The sequence below is a fragment of the uncultured Roseobacter sp. genome, from assembly GCF_947488185.1.
GTDB lineage: Bacteria > Pseudomonadota > Alphaproteobacteria > Rhodobacterales > Rhodobacteraceae > Roseobacter.
The window spans coordinates 338,730-357,810 of sequence record NZ_CANKYM010000004.1 but is presented as its reverse complement, the minus strand read 5'-3'; the positions used below and the strand labels follow the sequence as shown (position 1 = coordinate 357,810).

The following is a 19,081-nucleotide window of genomic DNA, read 5'->3' as shown; positions in this document are numbered from 1 at the left end:
AAGACATCATATGCCTGCGCAACCTCGTCAGCGCCGGACGGAACGGCGGGCAGGATGTGCTGTCAGTATGGATCAGGCGCAACCGTCTCACAGCGGATCACCGAACCAAGCGCGCCCTTACCAATGGCACGCGCAGGCTAATGCGGCACAGCGCTGCCAGCGGACGCCGGAAATAACTGGGCGCGCTGCCGAGACCCTGGGCGTCAGCGCGGCGACCCTCAGCCGCCGGATGAAGGCCTTTGAGGCCGATCTCGGGCGGCGGCTCTTCCTGCATAGATCCGACGGTTACACGCTGACCTCAGATGGTCGGGCGCTGGTGCAACATACCCGCAGCATGGAAAAGGCCCGCGCCCAGATCGATAACTGGCGGGGACAGGTTGGACGGTCCGGTTTGTGTGTGTGCATACGCGCAGCACCCGACGCCATCGCAGGCAAACTAAAACAACGTCCCTGATGACGCTCTTCATTGCCAAGAAAGGGGCCGCAACGCAGATTGGTGATCTATACCGGCGCCACAGTGCTACCTGTCGTCCCCGCCGTCGTCGCCATCGAGCAGCTCTTCTTCGATCTGCGCCTGCGCTGCTGCGGTGACGGCCTTCTTGTCTTCCTCAGAGAGCTCTTCGACCTTGCCGTCGGCCAGGCGCACGGTCACTTCCTTATGTGCGAACTTGACCCCCTCACGCTCGAAGAGCGCGCGGATTTCTTCATAGACCTTCTTGCGCACCAACCATTGATCGCCCGGCTTGGTCATGAATTTCACGCGAATGATCATCGCGGAATCCTGCATCTCGATCACGCCCTGCGATTTCAGCGGCTGGATGAAATTCTCACCGATCACCGGATCATCCAACAGTTCGATACCCAGTTTCTTGATCAACTTGCGCACCTTCTCCACATCCGTGTCATAGGTCACGCGCAGCGGCAGTTTCATGATCACCCAGTCGCGCGAATAGTTGGTCATCACCTGTATTTCACCGAAGGGAATGGTGTGCAGCGCGCCGAGGTGGTGGCGCAGCTGGAAGGACCGCACGGAGATCTTTTCCACCGTACCCTTCACGCCGCCCACGTCGAGGTATTCGCCCTTGCGAAACGCATCGTCGAACAGGAAAAACCCGCCCGAGAAGATATCCCGCACCAGTGCCTGAGAGCCAAAACCAACGGCGACGCCCACCACACCGGCCCCCGCAAAAAGCGGGCCGACATTGACGCCCATTTCCAGCAGGATGATCAGCCCAATGGTGACCAGAACAACGATCAGGATGAAGTTGCGAAAGAGGGGCAGCAATGTCGCCAACCGGCTGGCACCTGTGCCACCGCCATCGCCGCCCAGGTCCTCCTCGCTCACGTCACCCTGCTCCTCCAGGATCTTGTTGTCGATCCAGATGCGGAAGGCGTGATAGACAATGTACCCGATGAAGATAATCACCATGATGTCGAGCAGCTGCGTCGCGGCGCTCTCGACCATCTCGGCAGAATTGTTGTCCCAGATGTAGAAGAACGCGTAGACACCCGCGACAAAGGCCAGAATCCCCGCGACACGGCGCGCGAGCGCCTCGAATGAGTTCAGTGCGTGGCGCGGGCGCAGTTGGCGTACTTCTTCTTCAAGTTCCGCGGTTTCCTCGGGCGTCAGATTGTCTTCTACCTGCGCCTCGTTCAACTCCCGCAGGGCGCGGGCGCGCTGAAAACTGCGCTCAATCAAGTAGTTGATTACGCCGTAGACCACGATTATCGACATCAGGATCATGTAGGCACCGCCGATCAGCGGGATCGACGAGGGGTTGCCCAGCACCAGATCATAGGTCAGTTCGAACCAGGCGAAGATCACGTAGAAGACTACCACAGGCGCCCAGATCTTGGTGAGCAGTTTGATGGTCCAGCTCAACTCGTCCACCGGTGTGCCATTGCGCATCGCCTTGGAAATGGCCTGGCGGTTGACCAGAACCATGAGGATGTTGAGCAGCACGACAAACGCCGACATCATCGATGACAGGAAGGCGTAGACGTCGTAGTTCAGCCCCAGCTCACCAATCCAGACGCCGAAGAGGATCGCGGTGACATCCACCGTCGCCAACACCCAGAGCCAGAAATAGAGCCGCTTGGCATCCCGCGTGGACATCACCGGAATGCGGTATTGCTCCAGGTAGGGCGACAGGACCATACGCCAGAGGTTCGCCACCAGACGACAGACAAAGTACCCGGTGTTGATCACGCTGACGGTGAACTGCATCGCCTTGTCTTCGAGCGGGCCAAAGATGAGCGCGCCAAGGATGTAGGCGACCAGCATGGAGACGAGAATGCCGATCACGCCCATGAAAAAGCGGAAGACGAGGAAGGGCATCTTTTCCGAATACCCCACCGGCTTTTCACGAATGCGGGAGACCACGAAGTTCTTCACGATCCGCTTGCCGTAGACCTGGCTTTCAAACACCATCCCGATGGCAAACAGCAAAAGAGAGACCAGCAACGCCTTGGTAAAGGCCCAGATCGTGCCATCCGGGCTGGTGGCGCGCAGGATATAGAGCACTTCGTTGAAGGCATTCGGCAGGTCGAGCACCCGCTCTACCAGTGCTGCGCGGAAATCAACAAGCGCATCCTGCGCTTTCATCAGGTTGGAGCCCTCGGAGCTTTCGGCATCCGGCACCGCCTCAGGTGTGGGCGTGGTCAAGACCTGCCCATCGCTGTCTATGACCACCACGCCGACGCCATTCTCGGCTGCCTGCTTCATGATTTCCGATATCTGATCGCTGCTTTCGGCAGCCGCGTCAGAACCGGCGCTGAACAAGGATCCGACACCCTGCGCATGCAGCGGAGAGATAAAGAGCGCTGTTGCCAGCAAAAAACAGCAAACCAAGGACAGGAAATCTGAAACGCGCATAAAAACGGCCTGAAACGTTAACAATTGGGAATGGACGGTAGGGGAGGCGAAGGACCATTGCAATTGCACATCATCGCAAACTCTGGCGATCAGTCGTGTTTTGCACCTGAATAACTTTTATGCCAAAGAGGGAAAGACCGTGGGCAACGCCCCAGCAAAGACGCAAGGACTGGCCGATGCGGCTGACACTCCCTCTGTTCACCGCGGCCGGTGATACGCAGGCACCCAACCTTCTAAACGGCGCGCTGATGTGGCGTGTTCCGCAAGGGTGCGCCACATGAATGTCCTGAACGCCATGGGCACTGCGGACGACTCAGCGCCCAAGCCTGAGGGTGCGGAGCAGGAACCACCCCAACGGGTGATGCTCTACAGTCACGACACCTTTGGCCTCGGTCATCTGCGGCGGTCGCGCGCGTTGGCCTCTGCCCTTACCGCCTACAACCCCAATGCCTCCGCCATCATCCTCACGGGATCACCCGTTGCCGGACGCTTTACATTCCCCGAAAAGGTCGACCACGTGCGCCTGCCCGGCGTCACAAAACTGCCTGATGGCACATATATCAGCCAGACACTCGGGCTGGACATCGACCAGACCACCAGCCTGCGGTCCGGGTTGATCCAGACGGCAGTGGAGCAATACGAGCCCGACCTGCTGATCGTCGATAAGGAACCTACAGGGTTTCGCGGCGAGCTGCTGCCCACCCTTGAATGGCTGTCTGACCGCGGAACAACGCGCTGCGTGCTTGGGCTGCGTGACGTCTTGGATGAACCCACGGTTCTGGCCGCGGAATGGAAGCGCAAAGGAGCGACGATCGCGACGGAGCGGTTCTATGACCAGATCTGGGTCTATGGCCCCCGCTCCATCTACGACCCGACACAAGGCTTACCCCTATCGCAAGAAACCCGCGCGCGGATTCATTGGACCGGGTACCTGCGCCGCGAGGTCACGGATGTCGCTGACACGCCGGATACGCCCTATGTGCTGATCACCCCAGGTGGTGGCGGTGACGGACAGACGATGGTCGATCTCGTTCTGGAAGCCTACGAGCTTGATCCAACTCTGCAACCTAATGCCGTTCTTGTGTACGGCCCATTTCTGTCCGGCGAAACCCGCGAAGGCTTCGAAGCGCGGGTCGCCAAACTCAACGGGCGCGTGACCGCCGTCGGCTTTGAATCGCGTATCGAGTCGCTTTTCGCCGGGGCCGAGGGTGTCGTCTGCATGGGCGGGTACAACACCTTCTGCGAGGTGTTGTCCTTTGACAAACGCGCAGTGATCGTGCCGCGTACCATTCCCCGGCTGGAACAGTGGATCCGCGCATCGCGCGCCGAGGAGCTGGGTCTTGTGCGCATGCTGGACGAGGACCGGGACGGCATGACCCCGCAAACGATGGTCGATTTCATCCGCGCGTTGCCAACGCAGAAGAAACCGTCACAAGCCGGGGCCAATGGATTGTTGGACGGGCTGGATGTGGTCGTGGCCCGCGCAGCCGCTCTGATGGCCGAGAAATGACACCAAGGCGGGGCCGGTTGGCGGTGGTGGTAAAAGGGTGGCCACGGCTGTCTGAAACCTTCATTGCACAGGAGCTTGTGGCGCTCGAAGAGGCCGGGATCGACTTCGAGATCTGGTCGCTGCGACACCCTACAGACTCCAAGACACATCCGCTGCACGACCGGTTGCGCGCCCGGGTGCACTACCTGCCGGAATACCTCAAGGACGAACCGCTGCGGGTTTTGCGCGGTGTTCTGAGCGCGTTGCGCCGTCCGGGGTTTGCCGCTGCATGGCGGGTCTTCCGCGCAGATTATGCGCGTGACCGGACACCAAACCGCCTGCGCCGCTTTGGACAAGCCTGCGTTCTCGCACGGGAACTGCCGCCGGGCAGCCTGGGTCTTTACGCGCACTTCCTGCACACCCCCTCTTCGGTTGCGCGCTACACTGCCATCCTGCGCGGGCTGCCCTGGTCCTTTTCGGCACATGCCAAGGACATCTGGACTTCGCCGGAATGGGAACTCCGTGAAAAGCTGCACCCCGACAGCCATGGTGCCACCTTTGGTGCCACCTGCACCGGGTTTGGTGCAGCGCATCTGCAATCCCTGGCTGATCGGCCTGACCGGGTGGATCTGGTCTACCACGGGCTTGATCTGGCGCGGTTCCCGGCACCGCCTGAACGGGACATGCGGAACCCAATGGCACCCTTGCATTTGATGTCCGTTGGTCGGCTGGTCGAAAAGAAGGGTTTTGATCGCCTGATCGATGCCTTGGCGCTCCTGCCCCACACCCTCGACTGGCATTGGACCCATATCGGCGGCGGCGCGCTGGGAAAAGACCTGAAGGTCATGGCGCAGGCCAAGGGCGTGGCGGAGAGGATCACGTGGCGCGGCCCTTGCGACCAGCCCGAAGTGATCGAGACGATGCGTGCTGCAGATCTCTTTGTGTTGCCAAGTCGGGTTGCCGAAGACGGTGACCGCGATGGCCTGCCCAATGTATTGATGGAAGCCGCCAGCCAGAAGCTTGCTATCCTTTCAACGCCGGTTTCAGCCATTCCGGAATTCATCGACACCGGCGTGCATGGCGTGCTGAGCGATGATGCCCCCGCCAGCCTTTCCCACGCCATCGAAATGCTTGCAAACGATCCTGCTGCAGCGGCGCATATGGCGGATGCCGCCTACACCCGTCTGATCACGGAGTTCCGCATGGCCCCGGGGATCACTCAACTGTCCCGCCGCCTGCGCGCGATGATGGGGCCAACGAAATGAGCACGGTCGCCTTCTATGCTCCGATGAAGCCGCCGTTTCATCCGGTGCCCTCTGGGGACAGGACCATGGCGCGCGCGCTTCTCATGGCACTGGATCACGGGGGGCTCTCCTGGGAACTGGTTTCGACCCTGCAGACCCGCGACAAGGCCGGAGACACGGATGTTCAGGCGCGGCTTTTTGCACAGGCAGAGGTGGAAATCGCCCGCCTGATCACGCAAGGAAGGTATGCCAACTGGCGCATCTGGGTCACCTACCACAGCTATTACAAGGTTCCCGATTTGCTGGGCCCCACCGTCGCGGCAGCCTTGAATATTCCTTATTTCCAGATCGAGGCCACGCGCGCGCGAAAGAGGCTGAAGGGTCCATGGGCAGCCTTCGCGCAGGCGGCAGAGGCTGCGAGCGACGCGGCGCACGCCATTTTCCACCTGACCCACCGCGATGGGGAATCCTTGCTGGCCTATGCGCCCCAGAAGCAGAAGATCATCCATCTGCGTCCTTTTCTGGCCCGAACCGAATTGCCGCCACTGGGCCCGCGAAACGGTTCGATGCTAAGTGTTGGGATGCTGCGCCACGGGGACAAGTTCGCGTCCTACCAACTGATTGCAGACGCGCTGCATGTGCTGAAAACACCAGACTGGAAACTTGTTGTCGCCGGGGACGGGCCAGCGCTCGATGCGGTTGCCTCAATGATGCACCCCTTTGGGGCGCGGGTCGAGTTGCGTGGGTCACTAGATCAGGCATCGTTGCAGGACGTTTATGCCTCCTCAAGCCTGCTGTTCTGGCCCGGCGTGAACGAAGCCTTCGGCATGACCTTTCTGGAAGCGCAGGCCGCCGGCTTACCCGTCGTGGCGCAGCGTCGCCCGGGCGTCTGTGATGTGCTTGCACCGGACAGCTACCCCGCCCCCGAAGACGGTCCCGAAGCGCTCGCCACGAAAATCGACGCGCTGCTGAGCGATGAATGCGCGCGCCTCACTGCTGGCGATCGCGCTAGGGACTACACAGGCGAACATCACTTGCTGCCAACGGCCAGCCGTACCCTATGCGACGCGATTGCGGAGGCGGTGGCATGATCCAACTGGCTCTCTTGCGCCACGGGCGCACATCGTGGAACCGCGCCGGGCGTATTCAGGGCCGCACGGATATCACACTTGATGCGGAGGCCGAGGCAGACCTGGCTGTCCTGACCCTTCCCGCCCCGTGGCTGTCGGCCGACCTCTGGTCCAGCCCACTGATCCGCGCGCGGCACACAGCCGAATTGCTTGCTGGCAAAGCGCCCCGAACAGACCCGGCACTGACGGAAATGGACTGGGGCGACTGGGAAGGTCTGAAAGGTATTGATCTGCGTGCGGACCCGGACAGCGGATACCGCGATATCGAGGACTGGGGCTGGGCGTACCGCCCGCCGGGCGGAGAGAGCCCTGCGGATTTGCGTGCGCGCCTGCGACCATGGATCGACGGGTTGCAACGAGACAGTCTCGCCGTTTGCCACATCGGCATCATGCGCGTGCTCATGGCGCAGGCGACGGGATGGGATTTCGACGGTCCCGCTCCGTTCCAGATTAAGCGCAACCGGCTCTACATCCTCACAATTGAGGGCGGAGACTGGCACGCGGAACCTACCCCTGTCAGGCTGGAGGCACGCCAGACATGAAGGTTGTGATCCTCGTGACGCATCTGCTCGGCACCGGACATTTGGCGCGGGCACTGACGCTCGCGCGCGCGTTTTCGACGGCGGGGCATGAGGCGACCGTCCTGTCAGGCGGCATGCCAGCGCAGCAACTTGATAGTGCCGGCATCCGGCTCGTGCAACTGCCCCCCTTGCGGTCTGATGGCGTAAATTTCACCAGATTGCTTGATGCCGATGGGGGTGAAGCCAGCGAAGATCTGATGCAGAGGCGCGCAACGCACCTGCGCGACACCCTACAATCTATTGCACCGGATGTGGTGATCACAGAGCTTTTCCCCTTTGGCAGGCGTGTGTTGCGCACGGAGTTTCTGGGAGCTGTGGAGACAGCTATTTCACTACCGCAGCGGCCGATGATCTGTGCCTCCGTGCGGGATATCCTTGCGCCGCCCTCCAAACCGGCCAAGGCCGCAATGACCGAGGATACCATCAGCCGGTTTTACGATGCAGTTCTGGTGCATTCCGATGCCGATGTGACCCCGCTGGACATCAGTTGGCCTGTCACAAAAACGCTGGCCCCGTATCTTCACTACACAGGATTTGTCGCCCCCCCGCTCGCGCCACCGCACCCGGATGGAGCAGGCACAGGCGAAGTCCTGGTCAGCGCCGGTGGCGGTAACGTGGGAACCAATGTCTTTGACGCAGCACTGCAAGCGGCACGGCACGATCCGGACCGACGCTGGCGATTGCTGGTCGGCGGCAACAAAGCAGCGGACCGGATTGCCACGCTCCGCCCGAATGCGCCGCCAAACACCATCGTCGAACCGGCCCGCCCGGATTTCCGTCAGATGCTGCACCACGCCGCAGCCTCCGTTTCCATGGCCGGATACAACACCGCGCTGGACCTGCTGCAAACGCAAACGCCCGCCGTACTGGTGCCCTTCGATGCCGGTGACGAGACCGAACAGAGCCTGCGCGCCGTGGCTCTTGAACGCCTGCCAGGCATAGAGGTGCTGACCAGCGCTGCGCTCAACGGTCAGATGCTTTTGGACCGCGTGCAACAGGCGATCAATGCGCCACGCCGCGCGGCGCGTGCCACGGGCTTTGACGGTGCGCACAATACGGTACGCATCGTGCAAAAACTGGCGAACAAACACCATGCAGGTTGACTGGTCCCCCCTGCGCGCGGAACTGGCGCTGTGGCGCGCCGAGAACAGGGTCCTGCCCATCTGGTGGCGGGACGATGACGCCGTCGACACCACACCTGCGCTTGATGAGCTGTCTCAGCTGGCAACGGACCTCGACATGCCAGCCCATCTGGCCATCATCCCGGCCTTCGCGCAACAAGCCTTAGCGGACTGCGTAACCCAACAGCCTCTTCTGGTAGCCACTGTGCATGGTTGGGCCCATGAGAACCGCGCACCAGAAGGCCAGAAGAAAGCCGAGTTTGGGCAGGTTCATGCGGATACCTCCAAACAACTGACGCACGGGCTGTCCCGCCTGAGGGCACTCTTTGGCGAGCGCCTTGTGCCTGCCCTTGTTGCACCGTGGAACCGGCTGCATCCCGATGTATTGCCGCTGCTTGTGCAGTCCGCTTACAAGGCGGTTTCCACCTTCACGCCGCGCGTGAAACAATACCCGGTTCCGGGGCTGCTTCAGGTCAACACTCACATTGATCCGATTAACTGGCGCGGCACCCGCGATCTGGTCAGCCCTGACAACATCATTGCCCAAACTGTTCAGCACCTTGAGGCCCGACGGCAAGGCGCAGAAGATGCGACAGAACCCCTCGGATACCTCACCCATCACCTTGTCCACACGCCGGACATCTGGTCCTTTTCCCGGGCCTTTCTCAGCGAATTGCTGGCGGGCGGCGCGGTAAGCACACCCTTGACCCAATCCCTGAAGGAGGCGCCATGAGCCGTCTGGAATCCATGCGCCGCAGACTTTCTGCGCAGATCGACGGGCTCGATTGGGCCGCGTCCCAGATTGCCCAAGTTGACGGGGATGTGCTCGAATTGGGTCTTGGGAACGGGCGCACCTATGATCACCTGCGCGAACGCCTGCCGGACCGCCGGATTTGGGTGATCGACCGGGTTTTGCAACCTCACCCGTCCTGCATTCCGCCCGCAGATTGCTTTGTGATGGGCGAAGCAGAAGACGCGTTGACCCGTCTCGCCGACGCGACCACCAGGATCGCCCTTGCCCACTACGATTTTGGTCATGGGGTCAAGGAAAAAGACGTAGAGGAAGGCGCGCGCCTGTCGCCGTTCATCGCGCCATTAATGGTGCCCGGCGGGCTGATCGTCAGCCAACAACCGCTCACCGGGTTCGACCAGATTACCGGACCGGACACCATTGATCCGGACCGCTATCTCTTTTACCGCGCGGCCTGACAAATCTTTCGGAACCATACCACGGAATGGCGCGTTCTTTCCCAGAACAAAGGAAGGATACACCATGCTAAGAATTATTGCTGCAATCACCGTTTTGACAGCCCTGGCCGCTTGCGAGACCACAAAGGGCGTAGGCCGCGACGTAGAAGACGCCGGTGAGGCAATTCAGGATGCGGCGACCTAAGCCAAGCCAATCAGACAAGAATTCCGAGGTGGCCTTGCGCCACCTCTTTTTTTTGCGTGAACTGGTCGCGCAAATCGGTATATCTAAACGGGACAACATCCAGATGAAGGACCGTTACAATGATCAGACTCGCCTTTGCCCTTGCCGCCATTCTCGCCTTGACGGCCTGTGAAACCACCAAAGGCATAGGCCGCGACGTGACCAACGCCGGTCAGGCGCTCGACGACGCCATCTGATCCGGGTCAGGCGGAGATACGCGCCGCGATCATCCAGGAGACGGGCAGCGCCAGCACCGCGCCCGTTCCAGCAGCGATCAGGATAGGCATCACAGCCGTATACCCCATGCTCAGCACGGTGATCACCCCGATGCCAGCCATGGTCGCGGCGACGAAACAGTAAAGAATTGCGGTCAAACGTAGCATGGGAAACCCTCCTAGGCTGCCTTGGCTGCGCAGGTCTTGCACAGCGGTGTATCGGGGAGGATGGCGAGACGCGCATCAGAGATATCGTCGCTGCACTCCAGGCAGATGCCGTAAGAACCCGCTGCGACGCGTGCCAGCGCTGCATCGATACGGCGCAACTCGTTCAACTCCGCCTGTCCCAGCGCTTCGAGCACCTCATCGCCCTGCCGCTCCGTCGAAAAATCCTCCAGATCCTTCGTCGGCGTCTCGTCGAGCTGGTGCTCCATCTCCGTCAGATGCCCGACCAACTCCGCCCGGCGGGCTAGCAGGGTCTGCTTGGCTTGTGCATCATCCATCGCATCACTCCTTCCATTCGGACAGGGTGATCGCACGGGCACCGCCCGGATGCCTTGATATGGGTCAATTCTTGGAGGAAACGCGGGGAAAAGCCTTGCCGCAATAGCGAAAGGCGTCAGGGGATCGAACCGAGGTCCGTTCCGTGCCGAAGCACATCCTGACGCCTTCTTGAACCTCTATATCCCCCCAGAGGGCGACAGCAGGCCCAGCTTGCGTTGAGAGCGTTACCACCCTCCGCCGAGACGACCCGTCCGAAGACCGATCATCCCCCGCATCATCCCTGCCTGACACATCCTTGCCGATGCGACCCTTGCGAGCCTCTCCGACCTCTCCGTGCCCGGCCTCCGCTGCCCTTTCGCCACGAGGCTTTCGCCTCCACGCGATCCGACCTGCTTCCTCGTGGGGTTTGCGATGCGAACCTGACCCGAAGGCCTATCCCGTCTCGCCACCACCCCGAGGGGCCTTTGCGACCTCAGTTTCGTTCAGTGAACTCCGCTGCGGTAACTACAGATTGCGTCTTCCGGGGTGAGTCGCGCAACAGAAAAATGACGTATTATCGAAATTTGTTGTGGATAAGGTGTTGAATTTGTTACGGTTTCAACTGTGGGTAACTTGGGGATAATCTGGAATTTCCGTTTGTTTCGGCAGGCTTCCAGAAGGAAGAGATTTTTTCAATCCGCTGCTTTTTTGGGCGCTTTGCGAAGGGCTCATGAGGTAGAACTAGCGCGTCGAGATGTGCGTTCAGACACGATTCAAGACAGAAATCACGCGATGGATTCGCGGAATGGCACCGCGACCGAACCGAGTAGTGGAAGCGAAGCGCCCGCCCCGTGGTGGTGGGTGAGGCCCGTCTTGGAAACTGTCCAGTGGACAGTTCAGGGCCGAACGGGCGGAGCCCCGGGAGAGAGGCGCTTTTGAAGCGTGCGGCAAGATTTTACCACCCGGCGCCCGGACCGAGGGGTGGGAAGCAAAGCGCCCGCCCCGTGGGGGCGGTTCGGGCGCTGCAAATCCAGAGGATTTGCATTTGGCATCATATTTAGCTTTGTCAAATACTGCCAAGCTCTTCACGTCTAAATTGGGTTATACCACCCATCCCCAGTTAGAACGATATATGGTCATGTCATCCATGGCTTTCCAGCGGCGTTTTTCCCACATCGGCCTCCCGTCATTGAAGTTAAACTTAGCCTCTTTGGCAAGAACATCGTAAACTCGATGGGTAATCCAAGTTGGATAGTCACTCGGAAGGGAGTTAAGTTTCGCAGCTACGTTTGCAGCAGTTCCAATCCAACTGAGGTCGTTACTACCACGAATGCCAGCACGAACGGCCAGCATATTTGAACAATCAATTCCAACAGTATGCTTCAACATGTAACCAGTTTCAGGATAACGCTCTTTGAGTTTTGGGTTAATTATATTTGCAATCGCCCATTTTAACTTCATAGCTGCTTTTACTGCGTTGGTGTTGGGAGTTTCGGCAATGAACAAGCCCATAACGCGATCTCCATCGTAGGACCTTATCTCGCCGCCGTGATACCTAATAAGTCGCGCGGCAGTATAGAGAAAGGATTTATAGACCTCCGCTGCAAACCAATCATTGTAATTCTCTACTAGCCCTGTTGATGAGTCTATATCTGCGTAGAGAACTGTTGCCTTGAGGCGTTTCCCGTAATTTCTTTCTCCAATATTTTTTGTCTCAGGTACTACTTGCGCATCCACAAAATCCCATTTGTCTTGGATGATTTGTGATACTCTATTTGTTATATCTTCCTTAAGCGCAATGACTAGGCCAGTGCAATTGATAGCAGCCAGACTGGTACCGAAAACGTGAGCCAAACAATCGCCCTATTGATACTAGTATGTTTGACGTTGGCAATTTCACTGTTTCGATGAATTTGACTGATCAGATCACCGGCAAAGTCCTCAGAAGACAATTCGATAATCGAATTCCGAAAGTCCTCGCTGGACAACTTTGAAATTGATCCAAAAAAAATCATAGAGTGCTTTGGTCCGGTCAAACGAGGCGTAAGCGCAGCCTTGCAATAGTAGAGACAAGTACAAAGGCATACTGTAGATGCTAGTAGCGGCAAGTCCCACCAGTCAATTTCTTGCAAGCGGCCAGCAACATCGAACAGAGATATCCCAAGCATCGCCAAGGGTATAGTCGCTAGCACAGCAAGTTTAGCGTCGGCCGTACCTATCCAATACAGTTGCCGTTCAAATATCCACTTGAGCTCTGATTGATCATCCATCCATCTTGAGCGCAGAGATAAACGCCTCCTGTGGTATATCCACCTTGCCAAACTGCCGCATCTTCTTCTTCCCCGCCTTCTGCTTGTCCAGCAGCTTGCGCTTCCGCGTCGCATCCCCGCCATAGCACTTGGCCGTCACGTCCTTGCGCATGGCCGAGAGCGTCTCGCGCGCGATGACCTTGCCGCCGATGGCCGCCTGGATCGGGATCTTGAACATGTGTCGCGGGATCAGGTCCTTCAGCTTTTCGACCATCGCCCGTCCGCGCATCTCCGCCCGGTCGCGGTGCACCATCGTCGAGAGCGCATCCACCGGCTCGTCGTTCACCAGGATCGACATTTTCACCAGCTTGTCCTCGCGGTAGCCAATCATCGCATAATCAAACGACGCATACCCCTTGGTGACCGACTTCAGCCGGTCGTAGAAATCAAACACCACCTCGTTGAGCGGCAGGTCATAGACCACCATCGCGCGGCTGCCTGCATAGGTCAGGTCGAGCTGGATGCCCCGCCGGTCCTGACACAGCTTCAGCACGTCGCCCAGATATTCGTCCGGCACCAGGATCGTCGCCTTGATCCGCGGCTCCTCCAGATGGTCCACCAGCGTCAGGTCCGGCATGTCGGCGGGGTTGTGCAGCTCCATCATCTCCCCATCCTTCATATGGATGTGGTAGATCACCGACGGTGCCGTGGTGATCAGCTCAATGTCATACTCGCGCTCGATCCGGTCGCGGATCACCTCCAGATGCAACAACCCCAGAAACCCGCAACGGAACCCGAACCCCAGCGCCGCAGACGTCTCCATCTCATAGGAAAAAGACGCGTCATTCAGCGCCAACTTCTCGATACTGTCGCGCAACTCCTCGAACTCAGCTGAATCCACCGGGAAGAGCCCACAAAACACCACCGGCTGGCTCGGCTGGAACCCCGGCAATGCCTCCTCGGTGCCCTTCTTCTCATGGGTGATCGTGTCGCCCACGCGCGTGTCCCGCACCTGCTTGATCGAGGCCGTCAGGAACCCGATCTCCCCCGGCCCCAGTTCGTCAATCACCGTCATCTCGGGCCGGAACACCCCAATGCGGTCCACGTGATGCGTCGAATTGTTCGACAGCATCCGAATGCGCTCGCCCTTCTTCAGCACGCCGTCCATGATCCGCACCAGAACGATCACGCCGAGATAGCTATCATACCACGAATCCACCAGCATCGCCTTCAGCGGCGCGTCGCGCGTCCCCTTGGGCGCAGGCAGGTTCTGCACAATGCTCTCAAGGGTCTCCATGATGCCCTGCCCGGTTTTGGCCGAGACCTGAATGGCCCCGCTCGCATCAATCCCGATCACATCCTCGATCTGCTCAGCCACACGGTCGCAATCCGACGCCGGCAGGTCGATCTTGTTCAGCACCGGCACGATCTCGTGATCCGCATCAATCGCATGATACACATTGGCCAGCGTCTGCGCCTCGACGCCCTGCGTGCTATCGACCACCAGCAGCGAGCCTTCGACCGCGCGCATCGACCGGCTGACCTCATAGGCGAAATCGACGTGGCCCGGCGTGTCGATCAGGTTGAGCACGTAATCCTCGCCGTTCTGGGCGGTGTAGTTGATCCGCACGGTCTGCGCCTTGATGGTGATGCCGCGCTCACGCTCGATGTCCATGCTGTCGAGCATCTGCTCCTTCATATCCCGGTCAGCCACCGTATTGGTGGACTGAATGAGCCGGTCGGCCAGCGTAGATTTCCCGTGGTCGATATGCGCCACGATGGAGAAATTGCGGATATGTGAAAGCGGTGTCATGCTGGGGATATGTAGGGGTTTTGCGGGGCGGTCAAGGTGGGACGGAATGGTTGAGATAGCTGACAGAGAGTCAGCAGAAGCATGGCTGCTGAAGCAGAGCCATCAGACGCAAGTCTGGTTTGCAAGTAGATGCGCACTTCGTGCTCTACCAGGCCTTGCAGACTGGGATGAGGCTACGAAAACTGGTCTGACATATTCAGTATTGCGGGCGCTGCTCATTGCGACTGCGGTAGCCACTTGCTCAAACAACGACGTTGTAGCACTCGCTGACGCGGCAGCACTTTCACATAGGTCAGTCAAGACTGCTGCGGATAGAGCCATAAACTCCCAATTTTTGCAACCGCGCTCGGCCGCCCTAGCCACTGCGAACTCCGTTGCGTTTGCAGCAGCTTCAGCTGACTCTATTGCTCGTTCTCACCAATCTGCTGCCTTATCTGCCTCTCGCGCCTGCGCCAGCAGCGCTCTTTCTGGAGCTCGACTATCGGTTATTGGACAGTTCTCTCGACTTACCGGGCTCAAACCCGCTGAACTCGCGGCTCAATCTGAGAAAGCCGGTTTCATCGCAGCTTCGCGAGATGCCGCTAACTCGACGCGTTGGATTACTCTTTGGCAGCCAGAGGAACAAAAAACGGCACTAGATGGTAGTTGGGATAGCCTGAAAAAGATTTTGCAAGCGGATCAACTTGATTGGACATTTTGGATTGAGTGGTATGAGGCCATCCTCGCTGGCAGACCGCTCCCTTGGGAGTTGACACAACGGATCGCCTTAGAGGTAGAACGGAAGGACTGGGAAACTGGGCAAGGCGCAGTTGCTAAACGTATTGATGAAATACGCAAAGACTTTGAGGGCGCTCCGCTCGACAAGGAGGGTCTACGGCACATGCAAAACAGCTTGCCAAAAACCCTGTCCTAAATTCCGATATCGCGAAAAGCGCCGGGCTTCAGATCGACGCGGCAATACAGACTTTCAAAAAAGAAGCACCGGCGAATTAACTGCCCGATGGCTTCGAAGCGTTCGAGAGCCTCGCGCCCACGTTCCTGAGCATATCTGCGACACTCAGTGTCAAGGCAGGCGACGCTCCGGATGTAAACGCGCTGCAGGCTGAAATCAACCGTCTACATGGCATCATTCAGCAACTTAGAACTGATTTGCGTGAAGCTCACACGCGGCTCTGCGATGCGCGGCTCAGCGCGCTCGAAGCTCAGCAGACCAGAACCTTTGGTCAGAAGCTTCAGACCACACTTACAAGCATCACTTTGGTTGGCACCATCGGAATGGGGGCGGCATGGTTCTTCGGTGTTCCTGCCGAAGAGTTGAAATACGAAGCTCTAAAGGATGCTTTGCAAGGTTTGAGCTCCGAAATGGAAAAAGCGCACCCCACCTCAGACTCCGCAGCATTGCCGGTAACGACCGATGTCTAGTCAACCCCATGCCCAATCTGCGATTGGGCAGCGCCCGAACCGCCCCCGTCGTGCCAAAGGCACGCCTGCGGCGTGACACGGGCGCTTCGCTTCCACCCCTCGGTTCGAGCGCACTACCACACTGAAAGCAAATCGCATAGTTCTTGCTTCCCCTGGGCTCCGCCCGTGGGCGGCTAAAAAAATCTGGATAGTTTCCGAAAAGCCGTCACCCGCGGTTCGGACGCCTATGCCGGTCCTGAAACACATCGCACGTCGCGCAGTCCTGAGACGCAGCGCGCGGCGCTCGACTTAGAGACCGGATGGTCCACAATTCTGCACGTCCCCCTGTGCACCTGCGCACCCCTCTCCCCCGTTCGTGAGTTTTACATGTCACGATACACGCGTAAGGTGTAAGCAGACGCTGCTTCGGCGCCGCTTCCCGAAAGGCACTCCCATGACATGTATTCCCCGTTCCCGCATCCTCCCCGCCGCCGGGCTCCTCGCCCTTGGCCTGCCTGCGACCGCCACCGCCCAGCAGACCGGACCCGAGGTTGATTTCTACGGTCACATAAACCTCGGCATCATCAATGTGGATAACGGTGCCGACACCGAAACCGCGCTCACCGACAACGACAACTCCAACAGCCGCGTCGGGCTGATCTACAAGCAGGGGCTGAGCAATGGCGGCGAGTTCCGCCTGCATTTCGAGACCGCTCTGGGCTTCACCGGATCGTCCAGCATCAATGGGGACGACAACGGGTTGGAGCTCAACTACCGCCGGACGGAGTTGCGCAAGTTCGAGGCGATCTACCAGTCGCCCACATGGGGCACCCTGTCGTTCGGGCAGGGCAGCATCGCGACGGATGGTACGGCAGAAGCCGATTTCTCGGGCACCTCGGTGATCGCCTATTCCAGCCTGCAGGATCAGGCGGGCAGCCAGGTCTTCCAATTTGCTAGCGGCGGCGCATCGGGGTTTGACGTGGGCGACGCTTTCAACGCCTTCGACGGCGGGCGGCGTTTTCGCATCCGCTATGACACGCCAACCTACATGGGCTTTTCGCTGGCGGTCAGTGCGGGTGAAGAGGTTCTGACAAGCGGCAACGACGATGAATTCTACGACATCGGCCTGAAGTATGACCAGGACTATGGCGCCTACCAGGTGGCCGCACGGGTCGGCCTCTCAATCCGCGATTCCGATGAGGAACTGCTGCTGGGGTCCGTTGCCGTGCTGCACAAAGCCACCGGCCTGAACCTCGCCGTCGCGACCGGGCGCCAGCAGGAAGGTGACGACAGCTATGTCTACATCAAGGGCGGGATCAAGCGCGACTGGTTCGCCCTCGGAGAAACCCGCTTTTCGGTTGACTACTATTCGGGCGAGGACTTCGGCGTGACGGGGTCGGACTCGGAATCCGTCGGCATCGCCTTGGTGCAGAAAGTCGATGCCTGGAACACGGAGCTTTACGCCAGTTACCGGACCTTTGACTTCGACGGCACCGGCGCCAACCTGCTGGATCAGGACGTGACCTTCGTGGGGGCCCGCTGGCGGTTCTGATGCCGCGCGTGGCAAAGGTCGCGCGATTGCAGTGATCCGGAGAATACGCCATAAACAGATAAATCTGGATTGAGATATCTGTTTATGGTGCGTCTTTCGGTTTTCTTTTGTCTTTTGCTTACCGTTTCCGCCTGTGGCGGGCGGGATGCGCCCCGACAGCAGGCCAACGTCAGACCGCCAGCACTGCCTGTTTCGGGCGACGCGCCGCAGTTTGCCGCGGGTCCAATCAGTACTGCCTGTCTTGCGCATCAACGCCCGCGCGCCACCCCGGCACGCTGTAGCTGCATCCAGGCGGCCGCCAACAACACGCTGAGCCAATCACAACAGAAACGCAGCACGTTGTTTTTCAGCGAGCCCGGCCGCCTGCAGGATGTGCGACAATCGGATGCGCCCGCCAATGAACGGTTTTGGGCAGCATGGAAGCAGTTTGCAGAAACGGCAGAGAAACTCTGCGGGCGGGTCTGATACCGGCAGGTAGGTTGGGCTTCAGGCCAACATGAGACGGATCACAAGTCTCTCATCCAGAACTGCAGGGATTTGGCCGTCTCCTCCGACGCACCAACATCCTTCCATGAAAAAGAGGCGATCACACCGGGCAAAGGTTCATACCCGCGCCGCCGCCAGAATGTGTCGAGGGGACGGTAGTCTGCGGGATAATGGGGATGACTGGTATCTCTGATCACGGCACAAAAACAGATCTTTCGAAATCCCAGCCGCCGCGCATGCGCTTCGCGCAAATCAAAGAAACGATGCCCTGCCCTGCGGCCACGCCAGTCTGGTAACAAGACGCTTTCGGCACAGTAAAAGACCTTTGCCAAGTCGATGCCGCCCTGGTCGAAGGCCGCTGCAAAATCCGCAGCATGCTCGCTCAGCGGTGCGCCGGTGGAGGCCCCGACAAGACGGCCCTCGGCAAAAGCACCGACAATCAGCGCCTGATCGCTCTTTGCATAGGGTGCCAGATAGCGGCGCTCATACGCCAGATCGCCCTCATAGAGGTATGGCCAATCGCGGAAAACCGCGATCCGCAGCCGCGCCACGTCATCCAGGGCTTCGGTCAGAGCGTCACCGGTGAGAACACGGAACTCCAGCGCCACGATCAGGAAACCTGCTTGATCCAGTCATTCAGATTGTAGCGCGTCGTGACCCGCGTGATCAGCCCGTCCGAGACATCAAAGAACGATCCAGCAGGCAGCGTGTAGCGCTGACCATGCGCCTCGGGCAACCCTGTATCGGTCTTGAGATACCGACCGTTGACCACATATTCTGCTGCCGCACGCCCGTGATCGGGCGTGTCGAAAATCACCATATTCACCAGTGTCTCGTCATAACAGCGGCTCATATGTGCGCAGAAGTCCGCAAATGCTTTCTTGCCGACGCGCACGTCCCCTCCATTCACATGGTGCGCCACATCTTCTGACAGGCAGGCCAGCATGGCCGGGATATTCTTGGCGTTGAACGCATCGAAATAAGTCTTGATGATGTTGGACATGGCGGGG

Annotated in this window: 21 protein-coding genes; 13 read left to right on the top strand and 8 right to left on the bottom strand. The window is 59.2% G+C overall.

Annotated features, from left to right (window positions below; genetic code table 11):
• The first annotated feature begins 10 nt into the window (after positions 1–10).
• Positions 11–454 (top strand): LysR family transcriptional regulator, encoded by a 444-nt coding sequence (locus Q1A52_RS17510; protein WP_300018279.1) that lies wholly within the window; start codon positions 11–13, stop codon positions 452–454.
• 66 nt (positions 455–520) lie between these two features.
• Here the strand turns inward: Q1A52_RS17510 and Q1A52_RS17505 are convergent, their stop codons facing one another.
• Positions 521–2,875: a mechanosensitive ion channel family protein gene (locus Q1A52_RS17505; RefSeq protein ID WP_300018277.1), complete on the bottom strand. Its 2,355-nt coding sequence runs from the start codon at positions 2,873–2,875 to the stop codon at positions 521–523.
• A 295-nt stretch (positions 2,876–3,170) separates the two neighbouring features.
• Between Q1A52_RS17505 and Q1A52_RS17500 the strand changes: the two genes are divergently transcribed.
• From Q1A52_RS17500 to Q1A52_RS17460, 9 genes are all read left to right on the top strand, one after another.
• Complete coding sequence (locus tag Q1A52_RS17500; RefSeq protein ID WP_300018587.1) at positions 3,171–4,385, top strand: glycosyltransferase; 1,215 nt, start codon at positions 3,171–3,173, stop codon at positions 4,383–4,385.
• On the top strand, positions 4,382–5,629 hold the full coding sequence (locus Q1A52_RS17495) for a glycosyltransferase family 4 protein (RefSeq protein WP_300018275.1): 1,248 nt from the start codon (positions 4,382–4,384) through the stop codon (positions 5,627–5,629). The genes Q1A52_RS17500 and Q1A52_RS17495 overlap by 4 nt, the downstream gene beginning before the upstream one ends.
• Positions 5,626–6,699 (top strand): glycosyltransferase family 4 protein, encoded by a 1,074-nt coding sequence (locus Q1A52_RS17490; RefSeq protein ID WP_299778631.1) that lies wholly within the window; start codon positions 5,626–5,628, stop codon positions 6,697–6,699. The genes Q1A52_RS17495 and Q1A52_RS17490 overlap by 4 nt, the downstream gene beginning before the upstream one ends.
• Positions 6,696–7,280 carry a histidine phosphatase family protein gene (locus Q1A52_RS17485; protein WP_300018273.1) on the top strand — a complete coding sequence of 195 codons (585 nt, stop codon included), beginning with the start codon at positions 6,696–6,698 and terminating at the stop codon, positions 7,278–7,280. Before Q1A52_RS17490 ends, Q1A52_RS17485 begins: the two co-directional genes overlap by 4 nt.
• Positions 7,277–8,422 (top strand): glycosyltransferase, encoded by a 1,146-nt coding sequence (locus Q1A52_RS17480; protein ID WP_300018271.1) that lies wholly within the window; start codon positions 7,277–7,279, stop codon positions 8,420–8,422. Before Q1A52_RS17485 ends, Q1A52_RS17480 begins: the two co-directional genes overlap by 4 nt.
• Positions 8,412–9,173, top strand: coding sequence for a polysaccharide deacetylase family protein (locus Q1A52_RS17475; RefSeq protein WP_300018269.1), 762 nt, complete (start codon positions 8,412–8,414; stop codon positions 9,171–9,173). The genes Q1A52_RS17480 and Q1A52_RS17475 overlap by 11 nt, the downstream gene beginning before the upstream one ends.
• A complete protein-coding gene (locus tag Q1A52_RS17470) occupies positions 9,170–9,649 on the top strand; it encodes a class I SAM-dependent methyltransferase (protein WP_300018266.1) in 480 nt (159 codons plus the stop codon). Before Q1A52_RS17475 ends, Q1A52_RS17470 begins: the two co-directional genes overlap by 4 nt.
• A gap of 64 nt (positions 9,650–9,713) precedes the next feature.
• Positions 9,714–9,833 carry an entericidin A/B family lipoprotein gene (locus tag Q1A52_RS17465; RefSeq protein ID WP_299778640.1) on the top strand — a complete coding sequence of 40 codons (120 nt, stop codon included), beginning with the start codon at positions 9,714–9,716 and terminating at the stop codon, positions 9,831–9,833.
• A 119-nt stretch (positions 9,834–9,952) separates the two neighbouring features.
• Positions 9,953–10,069, top strand: coding sequence for an entericidin, EcnA/B family (locus tag Q1A52_RS17460; RefSeq protein ID WP_299778642.1), 117 nt, complete (start codon positions 9,953–9,955; stop codon positions 10,067–10,069).
• Positions 10,070–10,075: 6 nt separating this feature from the next.
• On the opposite strand, the gene Q1A52_RS17455 is transcribed toward Q1A52_RS17460, so the two are convergent.
• From Q1A52_RS17455 to lepA, 5 genes are all read right to left on the bottom strand, one after another.
• Complete coding sequence (locus tag Q1A52_RS17455) at positions 10,076–10,255, bottom strand: CTP synthetase (protein ID WP_299778644.1); 180 nt, start codon at positions 10,253–10,255, stop codon at positions 10,076–10,078.
• A gap of 11 nt (positions 10,256–10,266) precedes the next feature.
• Entirely contained in the window at positions 10,267–10,590 is a 324-nt protein-coding gene (locus Q1A52_RS17450) for a TraR/DksA C4-type zinc finger protein (RefSeq protein WP_300018263.1), read from the bottom strand.
• Positions 10,591–11,671: 1,081 nt separating this feature from the next.
• On the bottom strand, positions 11,672–12,424 hold the full coding sequence (locus tag Q1A52_RS17445; protein ID WP_300018260.1) for an adenylate/guanylate cyclase domain-containing protein: 753 nt from the start codon (positions 12,422–12,424) through the stop codon (positions 11,672–11,674).
• The gene (locus Q1A52_RS22895; RefSeq protein WP_367278072.1) at positions 12,373–12,738 is read right to left on the bottom strand and encodes a Pycsar system effector family protein; all 366 of its coding nucleotides are present in this window, start codon (positions 12,736–12,738) and stop codon (positions 12,373–12,375) included. Before Q1A52_RS22895 ends, Q1A52_RS17445 begins: the two co-directional genes overlap by 52 nt.
• Positions 12,739–12,832: 94 nt before the next feature.
• Positions 12,833–14,632 (bottom strand): translation elongation factor 4, encoded by a 1,800-nt coding sequence (gene lepA, locus Q1A52_RS17440; RefSeq protein WP_300018257.1) that lies wholly within the window; start codon positions 14,630–14,632, stop codon positions 12,833–12,835.
• A 46-nt stretch (positions 14,633–14,678) separates the two neighbouring features.
• Here lepA and Q1A52_RS17435 point away from each other — a divergent pair, with 46 nt between their 5' ends.
• The 3 genes from Q1A52_RS17435 to Q1A52_RS17425 all read left to right on the top strand — a co-directional run bounded on the left by Q1A52_RS17435 (position 14,679) and on the right by Q1A52_RS17425 (position 17,585).
• Positions 14,679–15,545: a hypothetical protein gene (locus Q1A52_RS17435; protein WP_300018254.1), complete on the top strand. Its 867-nt coding sequence runs from the start codon at positions 14,679–14,681 to the stop codon at positions 15,543–15,545.
• A gap of 236 nt (positions 15,546–15,781) precedes the next feature.
• A complete protein-coding gene (locus Q1A52_RS17430) occupies positions 15,782–16,054 on the top strand; it encodes a hypothetical protein (protein WP_300018251.1) in 273 nt (90 codons plus the stop codon).
• 433 nt (positions 16,055–16,487) lie between these two features.
• A complete protein-coding gene (locus tag Q1A52_RS17425) occupies positions 16,488–17,585 on the top strand; it encodes a porin (protein ID WP_300018248.1) in 1,098 nt (365 codons plus the stop codon).
• 506 nt (positions 17,586–18,091) lie between these two features.
• On the opposite strand, the gene Q1A52_RS17420 is transcribed toward Q1A52_RS17425, so the two are convergent.
• Together Q1A52_RS17420 and Q1A52_RS17415 are read right to left on the bottom strand one after the other, a co-directional pair.
• The gene (locus Q1A52_RS17420; RefSeq protein ID WP_300018245.1) at positions 18,092–18,679 is read right to left on the bottom strand and encodes a GNAT family N-acetyltransferase; all 588 of its coding nucleotides are present in this window, start codon (positions 18,677–18,679) and stop codon (positions 18,092–18,094) included.
• A gap of 2 nt (positions 18,680–18,681) precedes the next feature.
• Positions 18,682–19,074, bottom strand: coding sequence for a ketosteroid isomerase-related protein (locus Q1A52_RS17415; protein WP_300018242.1), 393 nt, complete (start codon positions 19,072–19,074; stop codon positions 18,682–18,684).
• Positions 19,075–19,081 lie beyond the last annotated feature (7 nt).

Bases quoted from the DNA above. Each gene is read 5' to 3' on its own strand.
- Q1A52_RS17510 (WP_300018279.1), top strand. From the start codon at position 11: ATGCCTGCGCAACCTCGTCAGCGCCGGACGGAACGGCGGGCAGGATGT.
- Q1A52_RS17505 (WP_300018277.1), bottom strand. From the start codon at position 2,875: ATGCGCGTTTCAGATTTCCTGTCCTTGGTTTGCTGTTTTTTGCTGGCA.
- Q1A52_RS17500 (WP_300018587.1), top strand. From the start codon at position 3,171: ATGGGCACTGCGGACGACTCAGCGCCCAAGCCTGAGGGTGCGGAGCAG.
- Q1A52_RS17495 (WP_300018275.1), top strand. From the start codon at position 4,382: ATGACACCAAGGCGGGGCCGGTTGGCGGTGGTGGTAAAAGGGTGGCCA.
- Q1A52_RS17490 (WP_299778631.1), top strand. From the start codon at position 5,626: ATGAGCACGGTCGCCTTCTATGCTCCGATGAAGCCGCCGTTTCATCCG.
- Q1A52_RS17485 (WP_300018273.1), top strand. From the start codon at position 6,696: ATGATCCAACTGGCTCTCTTGCGCCACGGGCGCACATCGTGGAACCGC.
- Q1A52_RS17480 (WP_300018271.1), top strand. From the start codon at position 7,277: ATGAAGGTTGTGATCCTCGTGACGCATCTGCTCGGCACCGGACATTTG.
- Q1A52_RS17475 (WP_300018269.1), top strand. From the start codon at position 8,412: ATGCAGGTTGACTGGTCCCCCCTGCGCGCGGAACTGGCGCTGTGGCGC.
- Q1A52_RS17470 (WP_300018266.1), top strand. From the start codon at position 9,170: ATGAGCCGTCTGGAATCCATGCGCCGCAGACTTTCTGCGCAGATCGAC.
- Q1A52_RS17465 (WP_299778640.1), top strand. From the start codon at position 9,714: ATGCTAAGAATTATTGCTGCAATCACCGTTTTGACAGCCCTGGCCGCT.
- Q1A52_RS17460 (WP_299778642.1), top strand. From the start codon at position 9,953: ATGATCAGACTCGCCTTTGCCCTTGCCGCCATTCTCGCCTTGACGGCC.
- Q1A52_RS17455 (WP_299778644.1), bottom strand. From the start codon at position 10,255: ATGCTACGTTTGACCGCAATTCTTTACTGTTTCGTCGCCGCGACCATG.
- Q1A52_RS17450 (WP_300018263.1), bottom strand. From the start codon at position 10,590: ATGGATGATGCACAAGCCAAGCAGACCCTGCTAGCCCGCCGGGCGGAG.
- Q1A52_RS22895 (WP_367278072.1), bottom strand. From the start codon at position 12,738: ATGCTTGGGATATCTCTGTTCGATGTTGCTGGCCGCTTGCAAGAAATT.
- lepA (WP_300018257.1), bottom strand. From the start codon at position 14,632: ATGACACCGCTTTCACATATCCGCAATTTCTCCATCGTGGCGCATATC.
- Q1A52_RS17435 (WP_300018254.1), top strand. From the start codon at position 14,679: ATGGTTGAGATAGCTGACAGAGAGTCAGCAGAAGCATGGCTGCTGAAG.
- Q1A52_RS17425 (WP_300018248.1), top strand. From the start codon at position 16,488: ATGACATGTATTCCCCGTTCCCGCATCCTCCCCGCCGCCGGGCTCCTC.
- Q1A52_RS17415 (WP_300018242.1), bottom strand. From the start codon at position 19,074: ATGTCCAACATCATCAAGACTTATTTCGATGCGTTCAACGCCAAGAAT.